The 24,627-nt window shown below is 33.0% G+C and carries 29 protein-coding genes; 17 read left to right on the top strand and 12 right to left on the bottom strand.

Translation table 11 applies throughout. The annotated features are described in order from the left end of the window. Nucleotides 1–44: 44 nt before the first annotated feature. Nucleotides 45–395, bottom strand: coding sequence for a 4Fe-4S dicluster domain-containing protein (locus tag KHA98_RS03885; protein WP_213255516.1), 351 nt, complete (start codon nucleotides 393–395; stop codon nucleotides 45–47). A 150-nt stretch (nucleotides 396–545) separates the two neighbouring features. Here KHA98_RS03885 and KHA98_RS03880 point away from each other — a divergent pair, with 150 nt between their 5' ends. From KHA98_RS03880 to KHA98_RS03855, 6 genes are all read left to right on the top strand, one after another. After that, nucleotides 546–1,610, top strand: coding sequence for an acyl-CoA reductase (locus tag KHA98_RS03880; RefSeq protein ID WP_213255514.1), 1,065 nt, complete (start codon nucleotides 546–548; stop codon nucleotides 1,608–1,610). Nucleotides 1,611–1,703: 93 nt separating this feature from the next. Further along, a complete protein-coding gene (serC, locus tag KHA98_RS03875; RefSeq protein WP_213255512.1) occupies nucleotides 1,704–2,774 on the top strand; it encodes a 3-phosphoserine/phosphohydroxythreonine transaminase in 1,071 nt (356 codons plus the stop codon). A gap of 122 nt (nucleotides 2,775–2,896) precedes the next feature. Next, nucleotides 2,897–3,847, top strand: coding sequence for a D-2-hydroxyacid dehydrogenase (locus tag KHA98_RS03870; protein WP_213255510.1), 951 nt, complete (start codon nucleotides 2,897–2,899; stop codon nucleotides 3,845–3,847). 103 nt (nucleotides 3,848–3,950) lie between these two features. Continuing rightward, the gene (locus KHA98_RS03865) at nucleotides 3,951–4,511 is read left to right on the top strand and encodes a tautomerase family protein (RefSeq protein ID WP_213255508.1); all 561 of its coding nucleotides are present in this window, start codon (nucleotides 3,951–3,953) and stop codon (nucleotides 4,509–4,511) included. Between the two features lie 204 nt (nucleotides 4,512–4,715). After that, the gene (locus KHA98_RS03860) at nucleotides 4,716–5,147 is read left to right on the top strand and encodes a DUF6146 family protein (protein WP_213255506.1); all 432 of its coding nucleotides are present in this window, start codon (nucleotides 4,716–4,718) and stop codon (nucleotides 5,145–5,147) included. A gap of 32 nt (nucleotides 5,148–5,179) precedes the next feature. Continuing rightward, nucleotides 5,180–5,482 carry a DUF6787 family protein gene (locus KHA98_RS03855; RefSeq protein ID WP_213255504.1) on the top strand — a complete coding sequence of 101 codons (303 nt, stop codon included), beginning with the start codon at nucleotides 5,180–5,182 and terminating at the stop codon, nucleotides 5,480–5,482. On the opposite strand, the gene KHA98_RS03850 is transcribed toward KHA98_RS03855, so the two are convergent. Both KHA98_RS03850 and KHA98_RS03845 read right to left on the bottom strand, forming a co-directional pair. Further along, entirely contained in the window at nucleotides 5,479–5,778 is a 300-nt protein-coding gene (locus KHA98_RS03850) for a hypothetical protein (protein ID WP_213255502.1), read from the bottom strand. The two genes, KHA98_RS03855 and KHA98_RS03850, sit on opposite strands and share 4 nt — an antisense overlap. A gap of 91 nt (nucleotides 5,779–5,869) precedes the next feature. Next, a complete protein-coding gene (locus KHA98_RS03845; protein WP_213255500.1) occupies nucleotides 5,870–6,589 on the bottom strand; it encodes a phosphodiester glycosidase family protein in 720 nt (239 codons plus the stop codon). Nucleotides 6,590–6,700: 111 nt separating this feature from the next. On the opposite strand from KHA98_RS03845, the gene KHA98_RS03840 reads away from it, so the two are divergent. Beyond that, complete coding sequence (locus tag KHA98_RS03840) at nucleotides 6,701–7,387, top strand: ABC transporter ATP-binding protein (protein ID WP_213255498.1); 687 nt, start codon at nucleotides 6,701–6,703, stop codon at nucleotides 7,385–7,387. Continuing rightward, nucleotides 7,380–8,144, top strand: a complete 765-nt coding sequence (locus KHA98_RS03835) for a TIGR02757 family protein (protein WP_213255496.1) — start codon at nucleotides 7,380–7,382, stop codon at nucleotides 8,142–8,144. Before KHA98_RS03840 ends, KHA98_RS03835 begins: the two co-directional genes overlap by 8 nt. 15 nt (nucleotides 8,145–8,159) lie before the next feature. Here the strand turns inward: KHA98_RS03835 and KHA98_RS03830 are convergent, their stop codons facing one another. Then, nucleotides 8,160–8,777, bottom strand: coding sequence for a hypothetical protein (locus KHA98_RS03830; protein ID WP_213255494.1), 618 nt, complete (start codon nucleotides 8,775–8,777; stop codon nucleotides 8,160–8,162). Between the two features lie 214 nt (nucleotides 8,778–8,991). Between KHA98_RS03830 and KHA98_RS03825 the strand changes: the two genes are divergently transcribed. After that, a complete protein-coding gene (locus KHA98_RS03825) occupies nucleotides 8,992–10,344 on the top strand; it encodes a DEAD/DEAH box helicase (RefSeq protein ID WP_213255492.1) in 1,353 nt (450 codons plus the stop codon). 136 nt (nucleotides 10,345–10,480) lie between these two features. On the opposite strand, the gene KHA98_RS03820 is transcribed toward KHA98_RS03825, so the two are convergent. Next, nucleotides 10,481–11,590 (bottom strand): lactonase family protein, encoded by a 1,110-nt coding sequence (locus tag KHA98_RS03820; protein ID WP_213255490.1) that lies wholly within the window; start codon nucleotides 11,588–11,590, stop codon nucleotides 10,481–10,483. 305 nt (nucleotides 11,591–11,895) lie between these two features. On the opposite strand from KHA98_RS03820, the gene KHA98_RS03815 reads away from it, so the two are divergent. The 6 genes from KHA98_RS03815 to KHA98_RS03790 all read left to right on the top strand — a co-directional run bounded on the left by KHA98_RS03815 (nucleotide 11,896) and on the right by KHA98_RS03790 (nucleotide 17,177). Continuing rightward, a complete protein-coding gene (locus KHA98_RS03815; protein WP_213255488.1) occupies nucleotides 11,896–13,824 on the top strand; it encodes a vWA domain-containing protein in 1,929 nt (642 codons plus the stop codon). A gap of 138 nt (nucleotides 13,825–13,962) precedes the next feature. Next, a complete protein-coding gene (locus tag KHA98_RS03810) occupies nucleotides 13,963–15,213 on the top strand; it encodes a dihydroorotase (RefSeq protein WP_213255486.1) in 1,251 nt (416 codons plus the stop codon). A gap of 4 nt (nucleotides 15,214–15,217) precedes the next feature. Next, nucleotides 15,218–15,544, top strand: coding sequence for a hypothetical protein (locus KHA98_RS03805; RefSeq protein ID WP_213255484.1), 327 nt, complete (start codon nucleotides 15,218–15,220; stop codon nucleotides 15,542–15,544). A 136-nt stretch (nucleotides 15,545–15,680) separates the two neighbouring features. Next, a complete protein-coding gene (locus KHA98_RS03800) occupies nucleotides 15,681–16,325 on the top strand; it encodes an alpha/beta hydrolase (protein ID WP_213255482.1) in 645 nt (214 codons plus the stop codon). A gap of 176 nt (nucleotides 16,326–16,501) precedes the next feature. Continuing rightward, nucleotides 16,502–16,843 (top strand): type II toxin-antitoxin system RelE/ParE family toxin, encoded by a 342-nt coding sequence (locus KHA98_RS03795; protein ID WP_379731505.1) that lies wholly within the window; start codon nucleotides 16,502–16,504, stop codon nucleotides 16,841–16,843. 19 nt (nucleotides 16,844–16,862) lie between these two features. Further along, nucleotides 16,863–17,177 (top strand): helix-turn-helix domain-containing protein, encoded by a 315-nt coding sequence (locus KHA98_RS03790; protein ID WP_213255480.1) that lies wholly within the window; start codon nucleotides 16,863–16,865, stop codon nucleotides 17,175–17,177. A gap of 80 nt (nucleotides 17,178–17,257) precedes the next feature. Here KHA98_RS03790 and KHA98_RS03785 read toward each other — a convergent pair whose 3' ends face one another. The 3 genes from KHA98_RS03785 to KHA98_RS03775 are packed head-to-tail and all read right to left on the bottom strand — an operon-like array spanning nucleotide 17,258 to nucleotide 19,010. Further along, on the bottom strand, nucleotides 17,258–17,680 hold the full coding sequence (locus KHA98_RS03785; protein WP_246522149.1) for a hypothetical protein: 423 nt from the start codon (nucleotides 17,678–17,680) through the stop codon (nucleotides 17,258–17,260). A gap of 48 nt (nucleotides 17,681–17,728) precedes the next feature. After that, nucleotides 17,729–18,232 carry a hypothetical protein gene (locus tag KHA98_RS03780; RefSeq protein WP_213255478.1) on the bottom strand — a complete coding sequence of 168 codons (504 nt, stop codon included), beginning with the start codon at nucleotides 18,230–18,232 and terminating at the stop codon, nucleotides 17,729–17,731. 13 nt (nucleotides 18,233–18,245) lie between these two features. Beyond that, nucleotides 18,246–19,010, bottom strand: coding sequence for an MBL fold metallo-hydrolase (locus KHA98_RS03775; protein ID WP_213255475.1), 765 nt, complete (start codon nucleotides 19,008–19,010; stop codon nucleotides 18,246–18,248). A gap of 90 nt (nucleotides 19,011–19,100) precedes the next feature. Between KHA98_RS03775 and KHA98_RS03770 the strand changes: the two genes are divergently transcribed. Next, nucleotides 19,101–20,561, top strand: coding sequence for a TonB-dependent receptor (locus KHA98_RS03770; RefSeq protein WP_213255473.1), 1,461 nt, complete (start codon nucleotides 19,101–19,103; stop codon nucleotides 20,559–20,561). Between the two features lie 242 nt (nucleotides 20,562–20,803). Here the strand turns inward: KHA98_RS03770 and bcp are convergent, their stop codons facing one another. After that, nucleotides 20,804–21,256: a thioredoxin-dependent thiol peroxidase gene (gene bcp / locus KHA98_RS03765; protein ID WP_213255471.1), complete on the bottom strand. Its 453-nt coding sequence runs from the start codon at nucleotides 21,254–21,256 to the stop codon at nucleotides 20,804–20,806. Nucleotides 21,257–21,534: 278 nt separating this feature from the next. Between bcp and KHA98_RS03760 the strand changes: the two genes are divergently transcribed. Then, complete coding sequence (locus KHA98_RS03760) at nucleotides 21,535–22,215, top strand: endonuclease III domain-containing protein (protein WP_213255469.1); 681 nt, start codon at nucleotides 21,535–21,537, stop codon at nucleotides 22,213–22,215. A 59-nt stretch (nucleotides 22,216–22,274) separates the two neighbouring features. On the opposite strand, the gene KHA98_RS03755 is transcribed toward KHA98_RS03760, so the two are convergent. The 3 genes from KHA98_RS03755 to KHA98_RS03745 all read right to left on the bottom strand — a co-directional run bounded on the left by KHA98_RS03755 (nucleotide 22,275) and on the right by KHA98_RS03745 (nucleotide 24,610). Beyond that, nucleotides 22,275–23,336, bottom strand: a complete 1,062-nt coding sequence (locus KHA98_RS03755) for a tetratricopeptide repeat protein (RefSeq protein WP_213255467.1) — start codon at nucleotides 23,334–23,336, stop codon at nucleotides 22,275–22,277. Nucleotides 23,337–23,831: 495 nt separating this feature from the next. Continuing rightward, nucleotides 23,832–23,975 (bottom strand): hypothetical protein, encoded by a 144-nt coding sequence (locus KHA98_RS03750; RefSeq protein WP_213255465.1) that lies wholly within the window; start codon nucleotides 23,973–23,975, stop codon nucleotides 23,832–23,834. A gap of 50 nt (nucleotides 23,976–24,025) precedes the next feature. Beyond that, nucleotides 24,026–24,610, bottom strand: coding sequence for an RNA polymerase sigma factor (locus KHA98_RS03745; protein WP_213255463.1), 585 nt, complete (start codon nucleotides 24,608–24,610; stop codon nucleotides 24,026–24,028). Between the last annotated feature and the right edge of the window lie 17 nt (nucleotides 24,611–24,627).

Genomic DNA, 24,627 nt, shown 5'->3' with positions numbered 1-24,627 from the left:
AATGCTCAGGATTTTCAATATCTAAAATTTGAATCTCAGAAATATTATTCATTATGCAAAAACGCTTGTCTGCTTAACAAGGTTTCTTCATCTTCTACGTGGTTATCATCCGGTACACAACAGTCAACAGGACATACAGCAGCACATTGAGGTTCATCATGAAAACCTTTACATTCTGTACATTTTCCAGGAACAATGTAATAAATCTCATCAGAAATTGGAGTTTGAGCATCTTCTGCATCAACCTCAGTTCCATCAGGTAAAATTACTTTCCCGGAAAGACTTGTTCCGTCTTTATATCTCCAATCATCTGCTCCTTCATATATTGCTGTATTTGGGCATTCTGGTTCGCAGGCCCCACAATTAATGCATTCGTCAGTTATAATAATTGCCATCGTTTTTGTAGTCTTAAAGTTAAAAGTCTTAAAAGTTGCAAAGCCGAAAAAAGACATTCACAGCTTTTGACCTGATGACTTTTGACTTTCGACTTATTTATCCTTATTTTTGTGCAAAATTACAATCAAAACAATTCATAAACAAACATTATGACATTAGAAACAAAAAAAAGTGTTTTTGTTGAATTAGGAAAATTTTTAAGTCAATTTTCTGAAAAGGGTTCCGTTAAAAAATCTGACGTATTAAATAACGAAATCTTCTTTGATAAATTTGAAGAACTTATTCATTTATCGCAATCTCATAATGGCTGGTATACACCAGAGCAGGTTTATTTTGCCATAACATCATGGGCCGAAGCTTTAACAGAAGAAAACCTTACAAAATGGCTTTCTGAATATACTTTTAATGAATCTTCTGCCGAAAAAACCGTTGCCCTAATTTTGGCAGGTAATATTCCGCTTGTTGGTTTTCATGATTTTTTAGCTGTTTTGATCAGCGGCAATAAAGCACTTATCAAAACTTCATCAAACGACCAGCATTTATTACCTTTTCTCGCAAAATATTTAATTGCTGCTGATGAAAGTCTAAAAGATAAAATCACTTTTGTAGAAGGTAAATTAGAGAATTTTGATACCGTAATTGCTACCGGAAGTAATAATACAGCGCGTTATTTTGAGTATTATTTTAAAGACAAACCTTCCATCATTAGAAAGAACAGAAATTCTGTTGCAGTTTTGAATGGAAAAGAATCTAAAGAAGATCTGGAAGCTTTAGGAGAAGATATTTTCCGTTATTTTGGATTAGGATGCCGAAATGTTTCTAAACTTTTTGTTCCAAAAGGTTATTCATTTGATGCATTCTTTGAAGCAATGTTCAAATATCAGGACGTCATTCATTATGAAAAATATGCTAATAATTACGATTATAATAAAGCGGTATTTTTAATGAGTAATTTCAAATTATTAGATAATGGTTTCCTTACAATAAAAGAAGACACTAGTTATGCATCGCCAATTTCGAGTGTTTTTTATGAATTTTATGAAAACATCGATGATTTACAAACTCGCCTTGAAGCTGATTCTGAGCAAATTCAATGCATCGTAAGCAATGATCTAATCAAAAACAGCATCTCATTCGGGCAAACTCAAAATCCTCACTTGTGGGATTATGCAGATAACGTTGATACTATAACGTTTTTGTTAACAACAAATTAAAAATATGTTCAATTATTTCGAATAATTTATCGCTTTTTCGCCTCCTATTGTCGAAATTTGCGTCTTTAAAATTTTCGACTATTAACAAAAACCATGAAAAAACACAACTACAGCGCAGGACCAAGTATTTTACCTCAGGAAGTTTTTGAGAAGGCATCAAAAGCAATTTTAAATTTTAATGATTCAGGATTATCTATCCTTGAAATTTCGCACCGAAGCAAAGATTTCGTTGCTGTTATGGAGGAAGCCCGATCACTTGCTTTAGAATTATTAGGACTTCAGGGAAAAGGATACCAGGCCTTATTTTTACAAGGTGGTGCAAGTACAGCATTCTTAATGGCTCCTTACAACCTAATGAAAGAAAACGGAAAAGCAGCATACTTAGATTCGGGAACGTGGGCAACTGCAGCAATCAAAGAAGCTAAACTTTTTGGTGAAACTGTAATCGTAGGATCTTCGAAAGAAGAAAATTATAACCATATTCCAAAAGGATACGAAATACCAAGTGATGCTGATTATTTTCACTGTACTAGTAACAATACCATTTTTGGAACTCAAATGAAAGAATTCCCTGCAACCAGCGTACCTGTTGTTTGCGATATGAGTTCTGATATCTTTTCACGCGAATTAGATTTCTCTAAATTTGATTTAATCTATGCCGGAGCTCAAAAAAATATGGGACCTGCAGGAACTACTTTAGTGGTTATTAAAGAAGAAATTCTGGAGAAAAACGGAAGAACAATTCCTAGTATGTTGGATTACGCTAAACATATCAAAGCAGAAAGTATGTACAATACTCCACCTGTTTTTGCAGTTTACGTTTCATTATTGACTTTACAATGGATTAAAGAAAAAGGCGGAATTGCTGCTGTTGAAAAATTAAACAACGCTAAAGCAGAATTACTTTATGCTGAAATCGACAGAAACCCATTATTTAAAGGTGCTGCAGCTCTAGAAGATCGTTCTAATATGAATGTTACTTTCTTGCTAACAAACGCTGATCATACAGCAACTTTTGATGCTTTATGGAAAGAAGCTGGAATCTCAGGATTGCCAGGACACCGTTCTGTAGGCGGATACAGAGCTTCTATTTACAATGCTATGCCTATCGAAAGTGTTCAGGTATTAGTTGATGTAATGAAAGCTTTAGAAAGCAAAGTTTAATCGGTTATTCGGTTGATCGAAGCTGTTTCTAATTTAAATATCAAAAAAAGAAAAATAATACAGGTTTACCTTCTTTAATCTTTACAATTAAAAAAAGTAAACAACTAAATACTAAACCCGAAATGAAAGTATTAGCAAATGATGGAATTTCTAAAAGTGGAATTCTAGCCTTAGAAAAAGGTGGATTTGAAGTTATAACTACAAAAGTAGCTCAGGAACAAGTAGCTAATTTTGTTAACGAAAATAATGTAAGCGTAGTTTTAGTGCGTAGTGCAACTAAAGTTCGTAAAGATATTATCGATGCTTGTCCTGGTATCAAAATCATCGGTCGTGGTGGTGTTGGTATGGATAATATCGATGTTGATTATGCTAAAAGCAAAGGAATTCATGTAATCAATACTCCAGCTTCATCTTCAGAATCTGTTGCTGAATTGGTTTTTGGACACTTATTTTCTGGTGTTCGTTTTTTACATGATTCAAACAGAAATATGCCTCTTGAAGGCGATTCAAACTTTGACGGTTTGAAAAAAGCTTACGCAAACGGAACTGAATTAAGAGGAAAAACTTTAGGTATTGTTGGTATTGGTCGTATCGGACAAGCTACTGCAAAAATGGCGCTTGGTTTAGGAATGAAAGTTATTGCTGCTGATAGCTTTATCCCTCAGGTTGATGTAAAAGTTGAGTTTTTTGACGGTCAGTCTATCACAACAACAATCGTTTCTCAATCTTTAGAATCTTTATTTAAAGAAGCTGATTTCATTACATTACACGTTCCTGCTCAGGATGGTTACATCATTGGAGAAAAAGAACTTGCAATTATGAAAGACGGAGTTGGAATCGTAAACTGCGCTCGTGGTGGCGTAATTGATGAAGTAGCTTTAGTAAAAGCTTTAGATTCAGGAAAAGTTGCTTTTGCTGGTTTAGATGTTTTCGAAAGCGAACCAAAACCGGAAATGGCAATCTTAATGCACTCTAAAATTTCATTGACTCCTCACATTGGAGCTGCAACTGGAGAAGCACAAGACAGAATTGGAACAGAATTAGCTTCACAAATTATTACTTTGTTGAGCTAAGGAATTAAAAAATAGATTATCTTTAAAGGGATTTGCTACTGTTTTGTAGTAAATCCCTTTCTTTTTTTATTAATTTTGTTGTATAATTTAAAACTCTTAAATCATGTTTGAACAATTAACTCAATTAGTACAGCAATACGGAGGTGATGCTGTTGTGAACAATACTGCTGTTCCAAATGAACATAATGAAGCAGTTATCAACGAAACAAGTTCTTCAATTTTTTCAGGATTGCAAAAAATCGCTTCAGAAGGCGGAACAGAACAATTAGCAGGTTTATTTAACGGAACGTCATCAATAGACAGTTCAAATCCTGTTGTACAACAAATTACACAACAACTAAGCGGAACTCTGGGCGAAAAATTTGGTTTAAGCGGATCTGCTGCTTCAGGCGTTGCTGCAAGTATGATTCCACAAGTTTTAAATTCATTAGTAAACAAAGCAAAAGATCCAAATGATGGTAGTTTTCAAATTTCAGACATCATCAGTTCAATTGCAGGAAACAGCGGGCAAGCGTCAAACATTATGGACACGATCTCTAAATACGGAATGCAATTTGGCTTAGACCAAAATAACGATGGCAAAGTCGACCTGTCAGATGCTGCTGCCCTGACAAAAAGTGGCGGAATTGGCGGCTTACTTGGAAAATTGTTTGGAAAATCTTAAAAGGCTCTAAGTTTCTGAGATACTAAGATACTAAGACTCTAAGATATTATTAAAAGCTGTTTGTCAATCAAACAGCTTTTTTGTTTTTCAACTAAATCTTAGCATCTTAGTATCTTAGCACCTCAGAACCTTTTCCAACAAACTGTTAAATACAAAATCCCTTTGCTGAATTATTCGTAAATTTATAGTCCAAAAGTGTATTTTATGAAAAAGTGTATTTCCATATTAGTCCTTTTACTTACGATAATTGCATGTTCTACAGCTTCTAAAAATGTTGCCAGTACAGATACGGCAAAAAAAACAGCAAATGATACCGTTAGAATCGCAAATGATTCTTTAGAATATGAAGTAATAATAATTGATAACGGCTTTAGCAATTGGTTGCAAACGAGAGCTTATCCCAGAAATTATCATTCCCTTTCGTATTTAGAAAACAAAAACCGTTTTTATGTAACAGAATGGAATATTCGGGTATCACAGCCGCAACGATACAATCCAAACCTATACGAAATGTCTATAGATTACAGACCAGAGATTCATTATGGATACGAAGTAAATTATCTTATTTACAATTATATGATTTATTTTCAAAATACTTACAAACAAAAGCTTTGGGGTTATGTTCCGTCCAGATAATGTTACTATATTTGTAATCATTACAAATAGCAATGAATAGATTAAAGAAACGTTGGGGAATCACCTCAAATTTACAAGCCATTATTATACTTATCGTTTTTGCCATCACCGGATCGGCATCTGCGTGGTTGTCTAAACCTTTTTGTGTTTGGCTGGGTATTACCAAAGAAGATTTTGGCGGATGGTTTACTTTAATTCGTTTAATAATAATCTTCCCTATTTATCAGGTTTTATTGATTGCAATTGGAGCTCTTTTTGGACAATTCCGCTTCTTTTGGAATTTCGAGAAGAAAATGCTTAAAAATATGGGATTAGGATTTTTATTTAAAGACTAAATTTCCTTTTCTTCTTTTTGAAAATAATAAGTGTAAATCCACGTAAGTGTAAATGACGGAATTACATCTGTAAAAGGAATAATTTCTTCTAAGAAAGTCAAAACACTGGCCACTTTCCCTACTCTTCCTTTGTACATTCTTGTCATTATAAAAGCGGCAATTGGAGCCCAGATCACATCTGAGAATTCACCGATCCACGGAATACTGAACGAAATCATACCTATGCCATCCAATAGCAAACCAATTAAAAGTTTTCTGGTTCTATCCTCCTGTTTCATTACTTTAACTTCCTGCATAATAATTCATTTTAGATTATTCTAAATTAAAAATAATTCAGGTAAGTAGTTTTATTTCTTTATTAAATTTAATTTCTAAATTACCACTTTCCTAATTCTTTTTTGTAATAGCAAATAACGCTCCAAAATCTCCATCCAGCTGAAACCAATTTTGAGACGGAAGATACGCACGCGATACAAATCCGTCAAGATAGAGTGCATTTTTACATCCTAAACTTTTAAAATAATTAGCAAAATCATAGAAATTAACTTCTTTCTTAGATAACACAAAAACCACATTGCCGTTAGGTAAAACACCTACTCCATTTCTAATATTTACATTTTTTGCCCCTTCTTTAAAAGTAGAGTGAATCTGACCATCAATAACTAACATTGGACCCGATTGTGTGGCAAATTCTATTTCTTTATTATTCTTAAACATTTCTGTACGGCAAATTACTGCCACTTTTTTAGTCGTAATAAAAAACACACCATTTGGTTTTAAATAAAAATTTCCCTCCGCATTTGTAGTATCTAAAGAAATTAATTGCTTTTGATTTTCTATATAAAGCCCCTGAGGAGAATGATCAGTTTTATACATTCCTGCATTCATCGCAAAGTCTACTGTAAGATTCTTTTTTGCAGCCCAAAATTTGAGGTTTTCTATGCTGCCAAAACGCTTTCCTTTTTCATCTTTCCAGACTAATTTTAAATCCTGTTTTTTAACATCGACTTTATAAGTAAGAAATAAATCTTCGGGATATTTTTCGGCGCTTACAAAAATTATAGAAAGACCCGCAATAAAAAGGAATAGAAATAATTTTATTTTCATTTTTCAATATTGTTTTATTAAAGATAAACTTAAATTACTTCATAAAATTCTGTTACAACCCATTTTTATATCGGTAGATTCTTTGTTTCTTTGTAGAAATGGTTTCTAAAAATGATACACGCAAAAAACATACATAAATTCTACGATCAGCTTGAAGTTTTAAAAGGAGTTGATTTACATATTAAAAAAGGAGAAATCGTTTCTATTGTTGGTGCATCCGGTGCCGGAAAAACGACTTTGCTGCACATTTTAGGAACACTGGATAAACCTTCAAAATTAAATTCAGAGACCTCTCTAACGATTAATGGAGAAAATATCTTAGGATTAAATGATAAAGCTTTATCAAAATTCAGAAACCTGAATTTAGGATTTATTTTTCAGTTTCATCAGCTTTTACCTGAATTTACAGCTCTTGAGAATGTTTGTATTCCTGCTTATATTGCCGGTAAAAAACCTGCCGAAACAGAAGCTGAAGCTAAAAAACTATTGACTTTTCTGGGATTGTCGCATCGTATCGATCATAAACCAAACGAACTTTCGGGCGGAGAACAACAACGTGTGGCAGTTGCAAGGGCTTTAATCAACAAACCCGACGTAATTTTTGCCGATGAACCATCAGGAAATCTAGATACTCATTCTGCCGAAAACCTGCACCAATTATTTTTTCAGCTTCGTGACGAATTCGGACAGACTTTTGTTATTGTAACGCATAACGAAGAATTAGCCAATATGGCCGACAGAAAACTTGTTATGGTTGATGGTCAAATTAGTAATGCAGAAGTCACCATAGATGAATAAATCAGAACTCAAAGAATTTCTAGACGAAAAAGTCATTCAATACAACAATCAGGATTTTATTGAAAGTGATCCTGTGCAGATTCCGCATCTTTTTACTCAAAAAGAAGATATCGAAATTGCCGGATTTTTGAGCGCGACAATTGCTTGGGGAAATCGTAAAATGATTATCAAAAATTCGCATCAAATGATGGAATTAATGGGCAATACTCCTTATGATTTTGTGATGTCTCATTCTGAAGATGATTTGGCTAATCTTGAAACTTTTGTTCACAGAACATTCAACGGAAAAGACCTTGGCGGTTTTATAAAAGGTTTACAACATATTTACCAAAACCATAACGGACTTGAAGCTGTGTTTGCCAAAAATCAGGAAAAAGACAGTTTGCAGAAAAGCATCAGCGAATTCAAAAAGCTATTTTTCGAAATTGATCACTTACCACGAACTCAAAAACACATTTCAGATCCTCTAAATAATTCCGCAGCCAAAAGAATTAACATGTATTTGCGATGGATGGTGCGCCAAGACACGAAAGGAGTCGATTTAGGAATATGGAAAAGTATTTCTCCATCAGCTTTATCATGTCCGCTTGATGTGCATTCCGGAAATGTTGCACGCAAACTTGGAATCCTTTCGCGAAAGCAAAATGATGCCAAAGCTCTATTAGAATTGGATACCAAATTAAGAGAAATGGATGCTTTAGATCCTGTAAAATATGATTTTGCTTTATTTGGGTTAGGGGTTTTTGAGGGGTTTTAAATTTAATTTTAATGATTATTTTAATTGCTCTAAGTGCAAATATTTCTCATCTACAATAATTTCTTGTGCAGAATCACTTCTCCAACCTTCAGAGTTTAAAAATTTATATATAAAGTCATATTCAATCAATAGCGTTTCGTCTCCTAATTTCGAATTTCTAAGTTCTTCAATAGTCGAATCAGCAACTCCAAAATTATCTGCTATATAATTAGATTTTACACTATACTGATCGTTTTCAACAATAACTTCATAAAAATACTTTTCGTAGTAGGATAATTCTAATTGTCCATTTATAAATTTTGCCAATCTGCCTTCATCACTTGTGGACTGATAATAAGCTAACACGATCACAGTATTCAGATTTTTTGAAATTTGCTTTAAAATTTCATCAAAAAAATATAAGCCAAACTGAAAATCAAACTCAACTTCAACCCAATCTTTGGCTAGGTTTTGTGAAACTATTAATGTTAGATTTTCACCATTAAAAGAATTTTCATCGTGCGGTACGTTATAAAACCACCATTTATTAGTACCAAGCCATATTTCTCTACCAATTGGCAAATATCTCTTCAACTCTCCTACTATAGTTTCAATATCGTTGCACTTAATACTCGTCTGCGAAAATGTTCCCATCTTATTTATGATCTGTTCTTTACTCTCCAAAAATATTCAAAATTCCCAAATAGCTTTTCCTTTTCCAAAACACTTTTAAAACATAAATAACAAGAATCTGAAGCTCTATAAAAACTGAAAATCAATTAATTATACCTCTAAATTATTAGCTGATTCGAAAAAATTAGTGCTCTAACCATGAATTTAACGTACATTTGCACAAAATTTAAAGCAAATGAGCACTTTCGAAAAATTCAATCTTCCAAAATCATTACAAAAAGCTGTTGACGAACTGGGATTTGTTACACCAACCCCTATTCAGGAAAAATCCTTTTCTGTAATCATGTCTGGACGTGATATGATGGGAATTGCACAAACCGGTACCGGTAAAACTTTTGCTTACCTACTGCCACTTTTAAAATTATACAAATTTACAAATACCAATACACCAAAGATTGTTGTACTTGTTCCAACCCGTGAATTAGTCGTTCAGGTTGTTGAAGAAGTAGAAAAACTGACCAAATTCATGTCGGTTAAAACACTAGGTATTTATGGTGGTGTAAATATCAATACACAAAAAAAAGCCGTTTACGAGGGTGTTGACATTTTAGTTGGAACTCCGGGACGTACAATGGATTTGGCACTTGATGCTGTTGTTCGTTTTGATGATACTCAGAAATTAGTTATAGATGAGTTTGATGAAATGCTTAATCTTGGTTTCCGCACGCAATTGACTGCTCTTTTGGCGATGATGAAAACCAAACGTCAAAATATATTATTCTCAGCGACAATGACAGATGAAGTTGATGCTGTTTTGAATGACTTTTTTGATTTTCCGGAAGAAGTTACACTTGCCGCTTCTGGAACTCCATTAGAAAAAATTACACAGATTACGTATAATGTTCCGAACTTTAATACAAAAGTAAATCTGCTGAAACATTTATTGCAAACCGACGAAAGTATGAGTCGCGTTTTGGTTTTTGTGAATAATAAAAAGATTTCTGATATGTTACATACCAGAATCGAAGAAGAATTTGAAGGTCAGTTTGGAGTAATTCACTCTAACAAATCTCAAAATTACCGTTTGAGTACAATGGCAGAATTTCAGGAAGGAAATCTTCGCGGATTAATCACAACTGATATTATGGCGAGAGGTTTGGATATTTCTGATATTACACACGTTATCAACTTCGAACTTCCGGAAGAACCTGAATTATACATGCACAGAATTGGTCGTACGGGTCGTGCAGATGCAACAGGTACAGCAATTAGTTTTGTTACTCCAAGAGAAGAAGAATTTAAAATTGAAACCGAACTTTTAATGAATCAGGAACTTGAAATCACTGATTTCCCTGAAGAAGTTGAAGTCTCTATAAAATTGATTGAACCTGAAAAAGACAGACAACCAATTAAGTTTTTAATGAAAAAAGTAAAACTTGAAGGTGATGGGGCTTTTCACGATAAAGCTAAAAAGAATAAAAAAGTCAACCTCGGCGGACCTTCTAAAACAAAAAAGAAAACCCACGGATCTGTCAATCGAAATATGTTAAAAACGAGAGATAAGAAAAGAAAAGATAAGGATAAATAGTTTTTTTTAAGCTACTAAGCTTCTAGGGTTCTAAGGCGCTAAGTTTTATTCCTCATTATAAAAAAGGCTCAAAGTTTAAGTGTTTACACTTTAAACTTTGAGCCTTTTAATCTTAGAACCTTAGCACCTCAGAACCTTATTTCGTAAAAACCAACCCAACCGGAGAACACAACTCGATTCTTTTTCCAGAATCTGTAATCTTTCCTGTCGTTTTATCTCTTTTAAAAATAATGATATCATTAGTATATTGATGCCCTACTAAAAGGTAATTTCCTGTTGGATCAATTACAAAATCCCTTGGGCCTTTTCCTAAAGTACTTTGTTGTTCAACTAATTCAACTTTTCCATCTTTTAGAATTTTAAATACCGAGATAGAGTTTACATCACCACGATCTGAGGCGTATAGAAACTTTCCGTCAGGCGAAATTTTAATAGCCGCCGCACTTGTTGCACCTTTAAAATCTTTTGGCAGAATACTCGTTTCTGCAATTACTTTAAGGTTTCCGCTTTTATCGTAGCTAAAAGTCGTTAACGAAGCATCTAATTCCTGAACTAAATAAACAAATTTACCGTCTTTACTAAAAGTCAAATGTCTTGGGCCACTTCCTGGTTTAACATCAACACTTCCTTTTAAAGTCAAAATTTCATTTTTAGAATTCGGATTGTATTTATAAATAAACACTTTATCCAATCCTAAATCATTTGATAAAACAAACTTTTTATCTGGAGAAAAAACAACCATATGTACATGCGCCTTTTCCTGACGTGCTGCATTAGGTCCTTTTCCTTCGTGCTGAATCAATTGTTGTACTTCAGAAATACTTCCGTCAGCCTTCTTTTTATAAACCACGATATTTCCGCCGGAATAATTGGCAACAATTACATTTTTATCATCATTAATTAAATGGCAAGGATCAGCTCCCAAAGCATCATTTTTATTCAAAAAAGTTAGTTTTCCGCTTGACGAATCATATCCAAAAGCGCTCACGGTACTTTGCGGTCCGTTTTCATTTACCGCATAAACAAATTTATTATCTCCTGAAACCGATAAGTAACTTGGACTAATCACATTTTCAGAAGAATTTTTCATTTTAAAATCTCCTGTTGCAGCATCAAATTCATAAACATAAATTCCGTTGCTTTGGCAGGTATTAGTATAAGTACCAACTAATAAATTAAATTTAGTCTGAGATTGTACATTTGTGATTGCAAAAGCTGAAAAAAGCAGCATATATAATCTTTTCATAGTTTCTTTTAGTTTTTTAATAAAGGCTAAAATACGCATTAATATCTTTTTGAAACGCCATCTTTATTATAAAAGAAATCACAAAAGTTACATTTTTCATGCTTTTTTTTCAAACCATATAAGTCATACAAGTTCATTTATAGTTTTTCTAATTATTTTTTCTTAGACTTTTACTTTGTTTACTTTCTTATAAAGATTAACTTATAATCTCTTACATGAACTTATATGGTTTAAATAATTTAATTTGTATTTTTGACCAATATCTTCGCGAAAAACAAAACGTAGTGAAGTAAATCGAAGCCAGAATGCATTTTAAACATCCCGAAATTCTATACTTTCTGTTTTTGTTGATTGTTCCAATTTTGGTTCACTTATTTCAATTACGTCGTTTTAAAACTTCTTACTTTACCAATGTTCGCTTTTTAAAAGAACTTGCTGTTCAGACCCGCAAAAGTTCTAAAATCAAAAAACGATTATTGCTGGCTACCCGATTATTATTGCTAATCTGCGCTATTTTAGCTTTTGCCCAGCCATTTTTTGAAGCGAAAGACAGTAAAAATGCCTCCAACGAAATGTATATTATTCTGGATAATTCATTTAGTATGCAGGCAAAAGGTAAAAAAGGTGAATTACTAAAGCGTGCTGTTCAGGAATTATTAGAAAACACTCCCGAAAACGCACAGTTTTCACTTTTAACAAACACCGAAAACTACTGGAACACTGATATTAAATCATCAAAAAGTTCCTTACAAAACCTAAAATACAGCGCAACGCCATTTGAGCTTTCCTCTATTTTAGCAAAAGTAAAAGCACATAAATCTGCTCATAAAAAAGATATTGTAATTATTACAGACGCTGTTGGTCTGGCCGAAAAAGATATCAAAAACATTGATCCCGAAGAAAAGCCTTATTTTATAATTCCGGAAGCCGAGCAAAAAAACAACGTTTCTATTGATAGTGTTTATATCAATCAGACTTTAGAGAATTTTTACGAAATAGGCGTTAGTTTATCAGCATACGACGAAGATTTCAAACCGGTTTCAACTGCTTTATACAATCAGAATAAATTAATTGCCAAAACAATTATCAATTTTGATGCAAAGAAAAAGAAAATCAACTTCACGATTCCAAAAGAAGCTTTTCATGGCTACGTTTCGATTGAAGACAATGGTTTAACTTATGACAATAAATTGTATTTCAGCATTTCTAAAGCTAAAAAAACAAACGTAATTAGCATTGGAGAACCTGAAAAAAGCAATTTCCTATCTAGAATTTACACTTCGGCAGAATTTAATTATAATAATTATTCTCTAAGTTCTTTAGACTATAATGGTCTGGAAAAACAAAACACTATAATATTAAATGAATTAGTTGAGATTCCGCAGGCATTGCAAACTACTTTGAAAGCTTTTGTATCAAAAGGCGGAAATCTAGTGGTAATTCCTTCTGAGAAATCTTCTGTTGCGAACTTAAATACATTTTTAGGAAATCTTGGAAAAATCCAATTCAATAACCTACAAACAGAAAGTAAACTAATTACCAAAATCAACTTTGATCATCCTTTGTTCTCGGGAGTTTTTGAAAATAAAATTACCAATTTCCAATATCCGAAAACCAATGCTTCTTTTGCTGTTTCAAGCCCTTATCCGGCTGTTTTGTCTTATGAAGACCAAAGCGCTTTTGTAACAGCAGTTCAGAGTCAGGTTTCAGGAGTTATTGTTTTTTCAGCACCAATAAACGCTGTAAATTCAAACTTTCAGCAATCGCCTTTAATCGTTCCTTTATTTTATAAAATAGCGCAGAACAATCAAAAAACGGGTGTAAACGCTTTAACAATTGGAAATAATCAGCCTTATTTTGTTGATGTATTATTGACAAAAGATGCGATTTTGGAAGTTAGAGGAAACGAAGATTCGTTTATTCCAATTCAGCAGGTATTAAACAATAAAGTAAAATTAACCTTTAATGATTTTCCTGAAACTGCGGGCAATTATAGTGTTTTTGACAAAAAAGAATGGGTTGAGAATTTAAGTTTTAATTACAAACGAACCGAAAGCGATTTAAGTCAGGTAAATACCAATGTAGTTTCTGATTTTAAAACCGCCGATACGATTTCAACCATTTTTAACACCTTACAAACTGAGCGAACAGACAGTCAGATTTGGAAATGGTTTGTTATCTTTGCACTGTTATTTTTAGCATTAGAAATGGCAATTATAAAATTTGTAAAGTAATTTTTTTAGCCTGTTTGTCATTTCGACGAAGGAGAAATCACACAAGCTGAGAACATACTATGCAGAAAATTGGATGCGATTTCTCCTTCGTCGAAATGACAAAACGGAGATTTTAATACAACACAAATATATCTACATATGAAAGTAATCATCAAAAGCGCCAAAATTATCGACTCCAAAAGTCCGTTTCACAATCAGACCGTTGATCTTTTAATTGCAGATGGTTTAATAGAAAAAATAGGCGTTTCTCTTCCAAATAACGATGCAACAATCGTAAGATTCGATGATCTTCATGTTTCTCAGGGTTGGTTTGACAGTAGTGTTTCACTAGGTGAACCGGGTTATGAAGATAGAGAAACTATTGCAAACGGATTAAACGTTGCAGCAAAAAGCGGTTTTACTGCCATTGCACTTCAGCCTAACTCCTTCCCTGTTATTGACAATCAGGCTCAGGTGAATTTTGTAAAAAACAAAGCAAATGGTTTTGCTACAGAACTTTTCCCAATCGGAGCCTTGACAAAAGCCAGCGAAGGAAAAGATATGGCAGAATTATTTGATATGAAAAATGCTGGGGCAGTTGCCTTTGGAGATTATAACAGAAGTATCGACAATGCCAATTTGCTAAAAATCGCTTTACAATATGTACAGGATTTTGATGGTTTGGTAATTACTTATTCACAAGATCCAAATATCAAAGGAAATGGTGTTGCCAACGAGGGAATTGTTTCTACGAGATTAGGATTAAAAGGAATTCCGAATTTAGCTGAAGAACTGCAAATTTCAAGAAACTTATTTTTATTAGAATATACTGGCGGAAAACTTCATATTCCTACGATTTCAACCGCAAAATCGGTTCAGTTAATTAGAGAAGCTAAAGCTAAAGGTTTAAATGTAACTACAAGCGCTTCTGTACATCATTTAGTTTTAACTGATGAAAAATTAGACGGTTTTGATACTCGTTTTAAAGTTACACCACCATTACGCACAGAAGTTGACAGACAGGCTTTATTAAACGGAATCGCTGACGGAACCATCGATATGATTACTTCAGACCATAATCCGATTGATATTGAATTCAAGAAAATGGAATTTGATACTGCTAAAAACGGAACTATTGGTTTAGAAAGTGCGTTTACTGCTTTATTAACTGTTTTACCGGTAGAAACTGTGGTTGCAAAATTAACTTCGGGGAGAGCTATTTTCGGTCTTGAAAGCGACACAATTGAAGAAGGTGCAAAAGCTAATTTCACTTTGTTTACAACTGAAGGAAAATCGACTTTCACTAAAGAAAATATCCTTTCAAAATCTAAAAATTCCGCTTTTTTAGGAACTGAAATAAAAGGTGCTGTGTACGGAATTTTAAATCAAAATCAACTTGTTACAAAATAATAAAATGAACAATACAATCGAAGAAGGAAAATCAATCGCCATTACCAGTTATATTTTAATTATTGGCGTTTTGATTGCTATGAGCATGAATTCTGAAAACAAAAACAGTTTTGCTTCTTTCCATATCCGTCAGGCTTTAGGTTTATCCTTAACTTTTATTTCTTTCGGAGCCATCATCAGTAATTTTGACAGTTTCTTTATCACTTTCCCAATGTGGATCTGCATCTCTATTTTATGGGTATACGGAATTTTTAGTGCTATTCAGGGACAAACAAGACCTTTACCTTTGGTTGGCGGACTTTTTCAAAAATGGTTTCAAAAAATTGGTTAATTTTTTAAATCCCAATTTTTAAAATTCCAAATTCCAATATCGCAACTTGAAAAGCTTTGTCAAAGTTTGAAACTTTGACAAAGCTCATAACTGAAACTTCAACCCTTTCACATTTCACATTTCACAATTAAAAAAAATGAATCTATCATTAGAATATAAAATACAAGAACCAAAAGTTATTTTAGATAAAAATCCGCTTTTGCTTTTATTACACGGATACGGAAGCAATGAAGAGGATTTATTCTCTTTTGCAACTGAGCTTCCTGATAATTATTATGTAATTTCTGCCAGAGCGCCATACGATTTGCAATATGGAGCTTATGCCTGGTATGCGATTAACTTTGATGCCGATCAGAATAAATTTTCAGATAATGAACAAGCAAAAACTTCTCGTGATGCAATTGCTAATTTTATCGATGAATTGGTTGCTAAATATCCAATCGATGCCAATAATGTTACCTTGATTGGTTTCAGTCAGGGATCTATTTTGAGTTATTCTGTTGCACTTTCTTATCCAGAAAAAGTACAACGAGTAGTTGCAATGAGCGGTTATTTTAATGACGAAATCATTAAGGAAGGTTTTGCAAATAACGACTTTAAAGATTTAAAAATATTTGCTTCACACGGAACTGTAGATCAGGTTATTCCAATTGACTGGGCAAGAAAAACTCCTGCAATTTTAGAAAAACTAAATATTCCGGCAACGTACAAAGAATATCCGGTTGGTCACGGTGTTGCGCCACAAAATTTCTTTGATTTTAAGAATTGGCTGGCTTTGTAATTTCACTTACGAAATTTTAAAGAAAGAAAAAACTTACTTTAGTCATTGTTTTTTAAATACAATATTGTATTTTAGTATAATAAATCAAAACAGGTTTATTTTAAATAATCAGAATAATTAAATACCCCAAAGTTTCCTTTTACGGAAACTTTGGGGTATTTTTGCAATATCAAGACATGATGAAAAAACTTTTCGACATAATATTCTTAGAGGATGCTTTCGACTTTCTAAAAATATTAGATTCAAAACATTCAGAAAAAATAATTTACAACATCAGAAAATCACAAAGTAAAAATGATTCTCAACTTTTTAAAAAACTAAATGATGAAATATGGGAATTCAGAACTTTATATAAAGGAAATCAATACAGATTATTAGCATTCTGGGACAAACGAAATTCACAAAACACTCTTGTTATATCCACTCATGGATTTATAAAAAAGCAAAGTAAGGTTCCAGATAAAGAAATAGATAGAGCTACTAAAATTAGATTAAATTATTTTGAGGATAAAGATTAAAAATCAAAATTATAGATAAATGAAAAAATATACTTTAAACGAAGTAACTGATGAAATTGTTGGGAAATTAGGAACTCCAAATAGAGATCGATTTGAATATGATTTGCAAATGGATTTGATAGGAAGTGCAATTAAAGAAACCCGAAAAGAACGTCGTTTAACTCAAGAAGAATTAGGACGACTTGTAGGTGTCCAAAAAGCACAAATTTCGAAACTTGAAAATAACGCGGGAAATATATCTTTAGAGACACTTATTAAAATTTTCACAGCTTTAAAAGCTAAAGTTAAATTTCAAATTGAATTAACTGATTTAAATATTAGTCTAGACAAATAATATTTGAGGAGTAAATTACAGCTAAAAAAAAAGTCGCAGTTCTAAAATTAAAAACTACGACTTTTATAATAGTATAAACTCTATTGTCCAGTATAAAGAATCTTACCCGCTTTTTTCAAAACATATCCTTTCCAGGGAATTAACTGCCAATCGCCATTAACCCACGAATCTCCTTCAGATTTTCTTTCTAAAATGATTGATTCTTTTTGAGTATCTAAAAAAAGTTCTGCTTTATTTCCATCAAAAATTACGAATGAAGCAGTAGTATAGGTTTTTCCGTCATCGTAATGAGACAATTTTGTCCCTTCAAAAACACGGATGCATTCTTTTTTTAATGTAGACCACGTGTAACCGGCAGAACCTTTACAACCGTGAGCATCAGAATCTGCTCCTACAATATGTTCTTTTTGCGGTTCCTTTGCAGGTACTTTTTCCTGCGAAACTTTTTTTGCGCAAGAAAATGCAGCAGTTGCGATAATTGCGAATAAAAACATCTTTTTCATAATCCTGTAGTTTTAAATTAAGCAAAAAAAAAATAGGATTAAAAAATCCTATTTTTGATATAACCAAGTTTGATTTACTTCAAATGTAATACTTTCATCCATATCAACAAAGTATTTTAACAAGACTTCTCCCCACAATTCACCGTTACTGTAATCTGCAATGATCCATCTGTGATTTAATATTTTTACTTTATTGATAACAAACTTCTTTCCGTCGATCATATCCTGTCCTGTATAAGGATTTCCTTTTGGATTTGAATTCAGGTCTAATAATTTTTCTGTTACAGCGGGAATAAGTTTTTCGTATAAAATTACTTTTCCACCAGAAGCACTATTATCAAAGTAATTTTGTGCATTTTCATTGTGCTCCAGAGAAAAATAATCGGCTTCTGCCAGTTTTCCTGAAACCAGATTAATACTGTCTCTTAATTTCTTAGTGGTTTTCTCATATCTTTCTTCTCCAAATTTTACCTCACGGCTATAAAACATGTAGGTAAAAACATTCATTAATATCGCAAGGATAAAAAGATAAAGCATTAAGGATTTTTTCATTTCTGAGGTATAATTAAATTGTAATTTCTAAATTGTCATAAGCCAGGAAAACATTCTCCGGAAGTTGTTTCTGAACTTCTTCGTGAAAGCCTAAAACATGGCTAATGTGCGTTAAGTAAGCTTTCTCAGGTTTTACCAAATTGATAAAATCAAGTGCTTCTTGTAAGTTAAAATGAGTATCATGTGGTTCAACACGCAACGCATTTACCACTAAAACTTTTAAGCCTTTAAGTTTCTCAACTTCTACTGGGTCAATTGTTTTCACATCTGTTAAATAAGCAAAATCATCAATGCGATAACCAAAAACCTGCAAATCGCCATGCATTACGTTTATTGGAATCGCCATTTTATCGCCAACCGTAATAGGGTGATTGTTTACAACCTCGATTGTTTTTACACTTGGTGCTCCCGGATATTTATTCACAGTCTCGAAAACATATTCAAAACGACGTCTTAAATTATCAATTACGCGTTGGTGCGCATAAACGGGAATTTCGCCTTGTCGAAAGTTAAACGGACGAATATCATCAAGACCTGCAGTATGGTCTGAATGTTCGTGGGTAAACAATATAGCATCGAGTTTACGGCAGCCGCAGGAAAGCATTTGCTGTCTGAAATCCGGACCGCAATCAATAACATAAGAATGTTCGTCCCATGTTATCCAGATGGATACACGGAGCCTTTTATCCTTAGCATCAGTGCTTTTACAAACGGGATGATCAACCCCGATAATCGGGATACCTTGAGAAGTACCAGTACCTAAAAAATAGACCTTCAATTGAACTTAATTTTTTTACAAAAATAGGATTATTTCTCTTTCATTAGAACCCTAATTTACTAACTTTGTAACAAATCTATTTAAAATAAAATGGGTACAGAAATAAAACTCAAAGGTGACAAGGTCATCGAACAAATTCCTTCCATAAAAGACAAAGCGTTACGCATCAATTTAAACGAGAATATCTACGGAACATTTGCTGAAATTGGCGCTGGGCAAGAGACAGTTAGACATTTTTTCAGATCCGGAGGTTCATCGGGAACAATTGCAAAAGCGATGTCTGCGTACGATAAAGATTTTAGTGATGCGGTCTATGGAACTGAAAAAGATGGACGATATGTTACCGAAGAGCGATTAAAAAAAATGCTGACTCTCGAAGGGCAGATTATTGAAGAAAGATTAAGTCGAGAGAAACATCCTACGAAACTTTTTTTTAGCTACGCAAACACAGTTGCAACTATAGATTTTGCAAAACAATTTAAAGGCCACGGCTGGGTCGGAATCCGATACCAAATTGAACCAGACGAAGCTTACAACGAAATTATCCTTCATATTCGTTTTAAAGAAACTGACGCGAGATTACAACAGGAAACACTTGGAATCCTGGGAGTAAATTTAATTTACGGCGCGTTTTACAAATACAATGACCCTAAACGCTTACTGCGTTATTTATACGACCACTTAGACAAAGATCAATTAGAGATCGATACTATTAACTTTTCAGGACCACGTTTTGCTGATGTTGATAATCGTTTGATGAGCTTGCAGTTGGTTAAAAACGGAATGACCGATGCCGTAATGTTTAATCCTGAAGGAAAGAACGTTTTACCGGCGGCTGTTTTATACAAAAAAAACCTTCTTGCTTTTAGAGGAAGTTTTCGTCCGGTTACGAATGTAAATCTTGACATGTATGAGAAATCATTAAAGATGTTTCTGGAAGAAAACAAGGTCGAAAAAGACAATACACTAGTTGTTTTTGAAATTACACTTTCGAACTTACGTTCTGATGGTGAAATTGATGAGCGTGATTTTATGGACAGAGCCGAATTACTTTGTTCATTAGGTCAGACTGTTATGATTTCGAATTTCCAGGAATATTATAAAGTTGTTGAATATTTCTCTAATTATACCAAAGCCAGAATGGGATTGGCAATGGGTGTAAATAACCTGGTTGACATATTTGATGAGAAATACTACCGTCATTTAAGTGGAGGTATTCTTGAAGCTTTTGGAAAATTATTCTACCGCGACATGAAGGTATTCTTATACCCAATGTTAGGTGATAATGGAGAAATTATAACTTCAGATAACTTGAAAGTTCATCCTAGAATGAAAGAATTATACAAATTCTTTAAATTCAACGGAAAAGTGGTTGACATTAAGGATTACAACCCGGATATATTAAACGTATTCTCTCGCGAAGTATTAAAAATGATTGGTCAGGGTAAAACGGGCTGGGAACCAATGCTTCCATCCGGAGTTGCAGAAATTATAAAAGAACACCACTTATTTGGATATCATCCTAAGAAAGAATTAGAACAAAATTCATAAAAAAAAGTCCCAATAAAATGGGACTTTTTTTTGTTTAAAGTTTTTCTTGTTTCAGGTTTCAGGTTGCTTGCTTGACGTTTAGTTTTAACGCAAAGTACGCTAAGGTTTTTTATTGTTTAAGCTTAAAAAAAGCAAAGTTCGCAAAGCTTTATATTAATCTAGCTTTGCGAACTTTGCGGTTAAATTATAGCCAAAGTTTGTAATAACTTGAAACCTGAAACAAGAAAAACCTGAAACAAAGATTACTTCAAAATCTGATCTGCGTGTTCTTTTGTTTTTACTTTTTCTATTACTTCTTCGATGATTCCTTTTTCATCAATTACGAAAGTAGTTCTGTGGATTCCGTCATATTCTCTTCCCATGAATTTCTTTGGCCCCCAAACGCCAAAAGCATTGATTACCGATTTATCTTCGTCTGCTAATAACGGAAAAGGCAATTCATATTTCTCTTTAAATTTTATCTGTGCTTTCTGGCTATCGGCACTTACTCCTAAAAGTTCATAATTATTTGCCTGAAAACGATGAAAATTATCTCTTAAATCGCAAGCTTCTGCTGTACAACCAGGCGTACTTGCTTTTGGATAAAAGAAAACTACTAATTTTTTTCCTGCGTAATCTGCCAGTTTATGTGTTTTTCCGTCCTGATCTACTCCAGAGAAATTTGGTGCTTTGTCACCTGCTTTTAATGTTGTCATTTATTTGATTTTTGGATTGTTAGACTTCTTAGATCTTTAAACTTAATTAGATTATAAATAAAAATAACTCATAATTTTTTCTGCCCCAGATTGCAGTGAAAACCCCGGAATTATGGCAGTTTACATTTTTTGTATTTAAAAAGCGACCCCCGACGCTTCGGGATAAGCTCTTTTAAATACTTAAAAATGTTACTGACTTAATGAGGAGTTGAAACGGAAAGCTGGATTAGGCACATCATTAAAATTATTACTATTTTTACGGGATTAAAATTACGGAAATGAATAAAGAAGCTCGCGTACAATTTGTTATAAATACGTTAAAAGAACTCTATCCTACTATACCTGTCCCACTTGATCATAAGGATCCTTATACTTTATTAATTGCTGTTTTGCTTTCGGCGCAATGTACCGATGTTCGCGTGAATCAAATTACACCTTTATTGTTTGCAAAGGCTGATAATCCGTATGATATGGTTAAAATGTCGGTGGAAGAAATTAAAGAAATCATTCGTCCGTGTGGATTGTCTCCGATGAAATCGAAAGGAATTCATGGCTTATCGCATATATTGATTGACAAACATAACGGAGAAGTTCCGCAGAGTTTTGAAGCGCTTGAAGAATTACCGGCTGTTGGACACAAAACGGCAAGTGTTGTAATGTCTCAGGCATTTGGCGTTCCGGCTTTTCCTGTTGATACTCATATTCATCGATTAATGTACCGATGGAATCTTTCGAATGGAAAAAATGTTGTGCAAACCGAAAAAGATGCTAAACGTTTGTTTCCGAAAGAAATATGGAATGATTTACATTTACAGATTATCTGGTACGGTCGTGAATATTCGCCTGCGCGTGGCTGGAGTCTGGAAAAAGATATTATTACCCGAACTGTGGGCAAAAAATCGATTATTGATGAAATGACGGCTTTGGAAATCATAAAAACAAAGGCACAAAGATCATAATCTTTGCGCCTTAACTTTGTTCCTTTGCAACTTTGTACCTTTGCAACTTTTAAACCAACCTACATACTAGCTTTTAAAGCATTGTACTCAGGTGTCATATCAAGTGATCTGTATACTCCTAAAAGTGTTTTTGTTACGTCTTCGTTTTTAGGTTCGATCGTAAGTGCTTTCTTTAGGTACGGAATGGCACTTCTGCTCAATTCATCTTTCTTTGCACTCAATTTATCGTATTCCTGCATTTCTTTTGGAGTCGTTCCCAGAGTTGATATCTGATCAGCTAATTCCTTTTTTAATTGTAGTTTTAAATAAGCAAGATTAATATAGGCATCGATATAATTAGGGTTTAATTCTAAAACATAGTTATAAGTTGCCTCTGCTTTTACAAAATCTTTTCTTTCCAGATAAGAATATGCCAAATTGTTATTTACGTCAATCTTTTTTGAAGGAACAGATTCTGTTCTTGGTTTTTCGTAAAGACCTTCCTGAATAGCTGATTCTCTCGCTTTTGGCGAAATAAAAGCATCTTCTTCCTTTGTTTTCTTATTGGTAGCGTAATAAATAACTGCTTTTCCTGAATAGTTCTTTTTCTTTAATTCTTCATAATATTTCACTGCCGATGCATAGTCTCTGGCATTAATCGATGAAGAAGCAGCATTTAATAGATTTAAAGTATCTTTTTTGTCGAACAAATATACTTTATAACTCTTATCGGCACTTTCCTTGAATTTTCCGGCTTTAAAATCATCCATTGCACCATTTACAAGTTTAGATTTTAAATCTTTTAATGCCATACTTGCTTTTACGGTGTATTTGAATTTCCCGGATTCGTTTTCGTATAAAAACACATCCTGATACGCTTCTGATGCCAGTGTAAAGTTATTGGCTGCATCAACATTTTTGGTAGCTAAATCTTTAAGTACATTTCCTTTTAAGAAATAAAAATCGGATTTATCTTCATCGGGTGCATTAAGAATCAAATACTCTGTTTTCTTTAATATTGCCAATGCCTCGTCAGAGTTTCCTTTTTCAAAAAGGGTCTGCGCTTCTTTTATTTGTGCTTTCTGGGCAAAAACACCCACGTTTATCAATAATATTGATAAAAACATAAATTTTATTTTCATGTGGTTTAGTTTGATGGTTAAGGTAGATTTTGGACTCTTCTTTGCGCAATTTTGAAAATGTGGTTTATTCAACAGAATTGCGCTTTTAATACCCTCATTTTATGGGATATAAAAATTATCAAACTAAAAATTAAATAGTGTAGTTTTTTCTCATATTAAATATTTTAGGGGTTATGGTTTTTTCTTTATTTACAAAAAATATATTTTTTAACAGTATTTACACTATAAATACTCCAATTGTTCTAAATTTTATACAAACAATATATTTTTTTATCTAAAATAGAATTAAAAACTGAATACACAATAAAATACTAATATTTTTTTATTAGAAGGTTAACATTTAGATAAAGTGGTTTTCTAATGCTCTATAATACAGCATTAGATTATTGACATAAAAAAAACTCACTATCTGTATTTAAATACAAATAGTGAGCTTTCAACCAAAACGACCATTTGGTTTTCTTTTGAAACATCCGGCCAAAAGAAGCGGGCTGTCTAATTAGCTATTATTTCGAAACTTTTATCCTCAATTTTCACAATCGTTAAGGCTTGTGAATAATTTAATAAAAAAGAAATTACTTCTTTTTTTGGTTTCAAGTCTTTTGAAGCTAATGCTTTCTTAGAGTAAATTTTTGCCATTTATAAATTAAGTTTATACTTAGTATAACGGCTTAATATTCAAAATAGTATTAGTTGGTTAAAATAATTTGATGTTTGTCAATTATTTTTCTCAAATTCATAAGTGCATAGCGCATTCTACCTAACGCTGTATTGATGCTAACGTCTGTAAGTTCAGAGATTTCCTTGAAACTCATATCCTGATACATACGCATTAATAATACTTCTTTTTGATCATCAGGAAGTTCTTCTATTAACTTTTTTAAGTCAACTTCTACCTGATCGGCGATCATTTTGCTTTCTATTGTAAGGGAATCATCAGACATTATAGAGAATATCGAAAATTCTTCTGTTTCTCTATACATTGGCATTTTTTTGGTTTTGCGAAAGTGATCTACAATTAAATTATGAGAAATACGCATTACCCAAGGCAAAAACTTGCCCTCTTCATTATATGAATTGCTTTTAAGAGTTTTTATTACTTTAATAAAAGTGTCTTGAAAAATATCGTTTGAAATATCTCTATCAGCAATCTTAGAATATATAAAACCATATATCTTAGATTCATGCCTTTTTATTAATGTAGAAAGTGCAACCTCGTTGCCTTCAACATAATTTTTTACTAATAGAGCGTCTGGAATATGCAGATCAGCCATAATACTACTTTTTTAGT

This window comes from Flavobacterium branchiicola (assembly GCF_018383905.1).
Lineage (GTDB): Bacteria > Bacteroidota > Bacteroidia > Flavobacteriales > Flavobacteriaceae > Flavobacterium > Flavobacterium branchiicola.
Note: the sequence above shows the minus strand (reverse complement) of the source record. Positions and strands in the feature narration are given on the sequence as shown.

Excerpts from the sequence above, each read along its gene's own strand:
- KHA98_RS03810 (WP_213255486.1), top strand. The coding sequence starts at position 13,963 with ATGAAAGTAATCATCAAAAGCGCCAAAATTATCGACTCCAAAAGTCCG.
- KHA98_RS03760 (WP_213255469.1), top strand. The coding sequence starts at position 21,535 with ATGAATAAAGAAGCTCGCGTACAATTTGTTATAAATACGTTAAAAGAA.
- KHA98_RS03865 (WP_213255508.1), top strand. The coding sequence starts at position 3,951 with ATGTTTGAACAATTAACTCAATTAGTACAGCAATACGGAGGTGATGCT.
- KHA98_RS03755 (WP_213255467.1), bottom strand. The coding sequence starts at position 23,336 with ATGAAAATAAAATTTATGTTTTTATCAATATTATTGATAAACGTGGGT.
- KHA98_RS03860 (WP_213255506.1), top strand. The coding sequence starts at position 4,716 with ATGAAAAAGTGTATTTCCATATTAGTCCTTTTACTTACGATAATTGCA.
- KHA98_RS03840 (WP_213255498.1), top strand. The coding sequence starts at position 6,701 with ATGATACACGCAAAAAACATACATAAATTCTACGATCAGCTTGAAGTT.
- KHA98_RS03825 (WP_213255492.1), top strand. The coding sequence starts at position 8,992 with ATGAGCACTTTCGAAAAATTCAATCTTCCAAAATCATTACAAAAAGCT.
- KHA98_RS03750 (WP_213255465.1), bottom strand. The coding sequence starts at position 23,975 with ATGGCAAAAATTTACTCTAAGAAAGCATTAGCTTCAAAAGACTTGAAA.
- KHA98_RS03850 (WP_213255502.1), bottom strand. The coding sequence starts at position 5,778 with ATGCAGGAAGTTAAAGTAATGAAACAGGAGGATAGAACCAGAAAACTT.
- KHA98_RS03800 (WP_213255482.1), top strand. The coding sequence starts at position 15,681 with ATGAATCTATCATTAGAATATAAAATACAAGAACCAAAAGTTATTTTA.
- KHA98_RS03845 (WP_213255500.1), bottom strand. The coding sequence starts at position 6,589 with ATGAAAATAAAATTATTTCTATTCCTTTTTATTGCGGGTCTTTCTATA.
- KHA98_RS03790 (WP_213255480.1), top strand. The coding sequence starts at position 16,863 with ATGAAAAAATATACTTTAAACGAAGTAACTGATGAAATTGTTGGGAAA.
- KHA98_RS03870 (WP_213255510.1), top strand. The coding sequence starts at position 2,897 with ATGAAAGTATTAGCAAATGATGGAATTTCTAAAAGTGGAATTCTAGCC.
- KHA98_RS03795 (WP_379731505.1), top strand. The coding sequence starts at position 16,502 with ATGATGAAAAAACTTTTCGACATAATATTCTTAGAGGATGCTTTCGAC.
- KHA98_RS03770 (WP_213255473.1), top strand. The coding sequence starts at position 19,101 with ATGGGTACAGAAATAAAACTCAAAGGTGACAAGGTCATCGAACAAATT.
- KHA98_RS03830 (WP_213255494.1), bottom strand. The coding sequence starts at position 8,777 with ATGGGAACATTTTCGCAGACGAGTATTAAGTGCAACGATATTGAAACT.
- KHA98_RS03745 (WP_213255463.1), bottom strand. The coding sequence starts at position 24,610 with ATGGCTGATCTGCATATTCCAGACGCTCTATTAGTAAAAAATTATGTT.
- serC (WP_213255512.1), top strand. The coding sequence starts at position 1,704 with ATGAAAAAACACAACTACAGCGCAGGACCAAGTATTTTACCTCAGGAA.
- KHA98_RS03805 (WP_213255484.1), top strand. The coding sequence starts at position 15,218 with ATGAACAATACAATCGAAGAAGGAAAATCAATCGCCATTACCAGTTAT.
- KHA98_RS03780 (WP_213255478.1), bottom strand. The coding sequence starts at position 18,232 with ATGAAAAAATCCTTAATGCTTTATCTTTTTATCCTTGCGATATTAATG.
- KHA98_RS03885 (WP_213255516.1), bottom strand. The coding sequence starts at position 395 with ATGGCAATTATTATAACTGACGAATGCATTAATTGTGGGGCCTGCGAA.
- KHA98_RS03855 (WP_213255504.1), top strand. The coding sequence starts at position 5,180 with ATGAATAGATTAAAGAAACGTTGGGGAATCACCTCAAATTTACAAGCC.
- KHA98_RS03880 (WP_213255514.1), top strand. The coding sequence starts at position 546 with ATGACATTAGAAACAAAAAAAAGTGTTTTTGTTGAATTAGGAAAATTT.
- KHA98_RS03820 (WP_213255490.1), bottom strand. The coding sequence starts at position 11,590 with ATGAAAAGATTATATATGCTGCTTTTTTCAGCTTTTGCAATCACAAAT.
- bcp (WP_213255471.1), bottom strand. The coding sequence starts at position 21,256 with ATGACAACATTAAAAGCAGGTGACAAAGCACCAAATTTCTCTGGAGTA.
- KHA98_RS03785 (WP_246522149.1), bottom strand. The coding sequence starts at position 17,680 with ATGAAAAAGATGTTTTTATTCGCAATTATCGCAACTGCTGCATTTTCT.
- KHA98_RS03835 (WP_213255496.1), top strand. The coding sequence starts at position 7,380 with ATGAATAAATCAGAACTCAAAGAATTTCTAGACGAAAAAGTCATTCAA.
- KHA98_RS03815 (WP_213255488.1), top strand. The coding sequence starts at position 11,896 with ATGCATTTTAAACATCCCGAAATTCTATACTTTCTGTTTTTGTTGATT.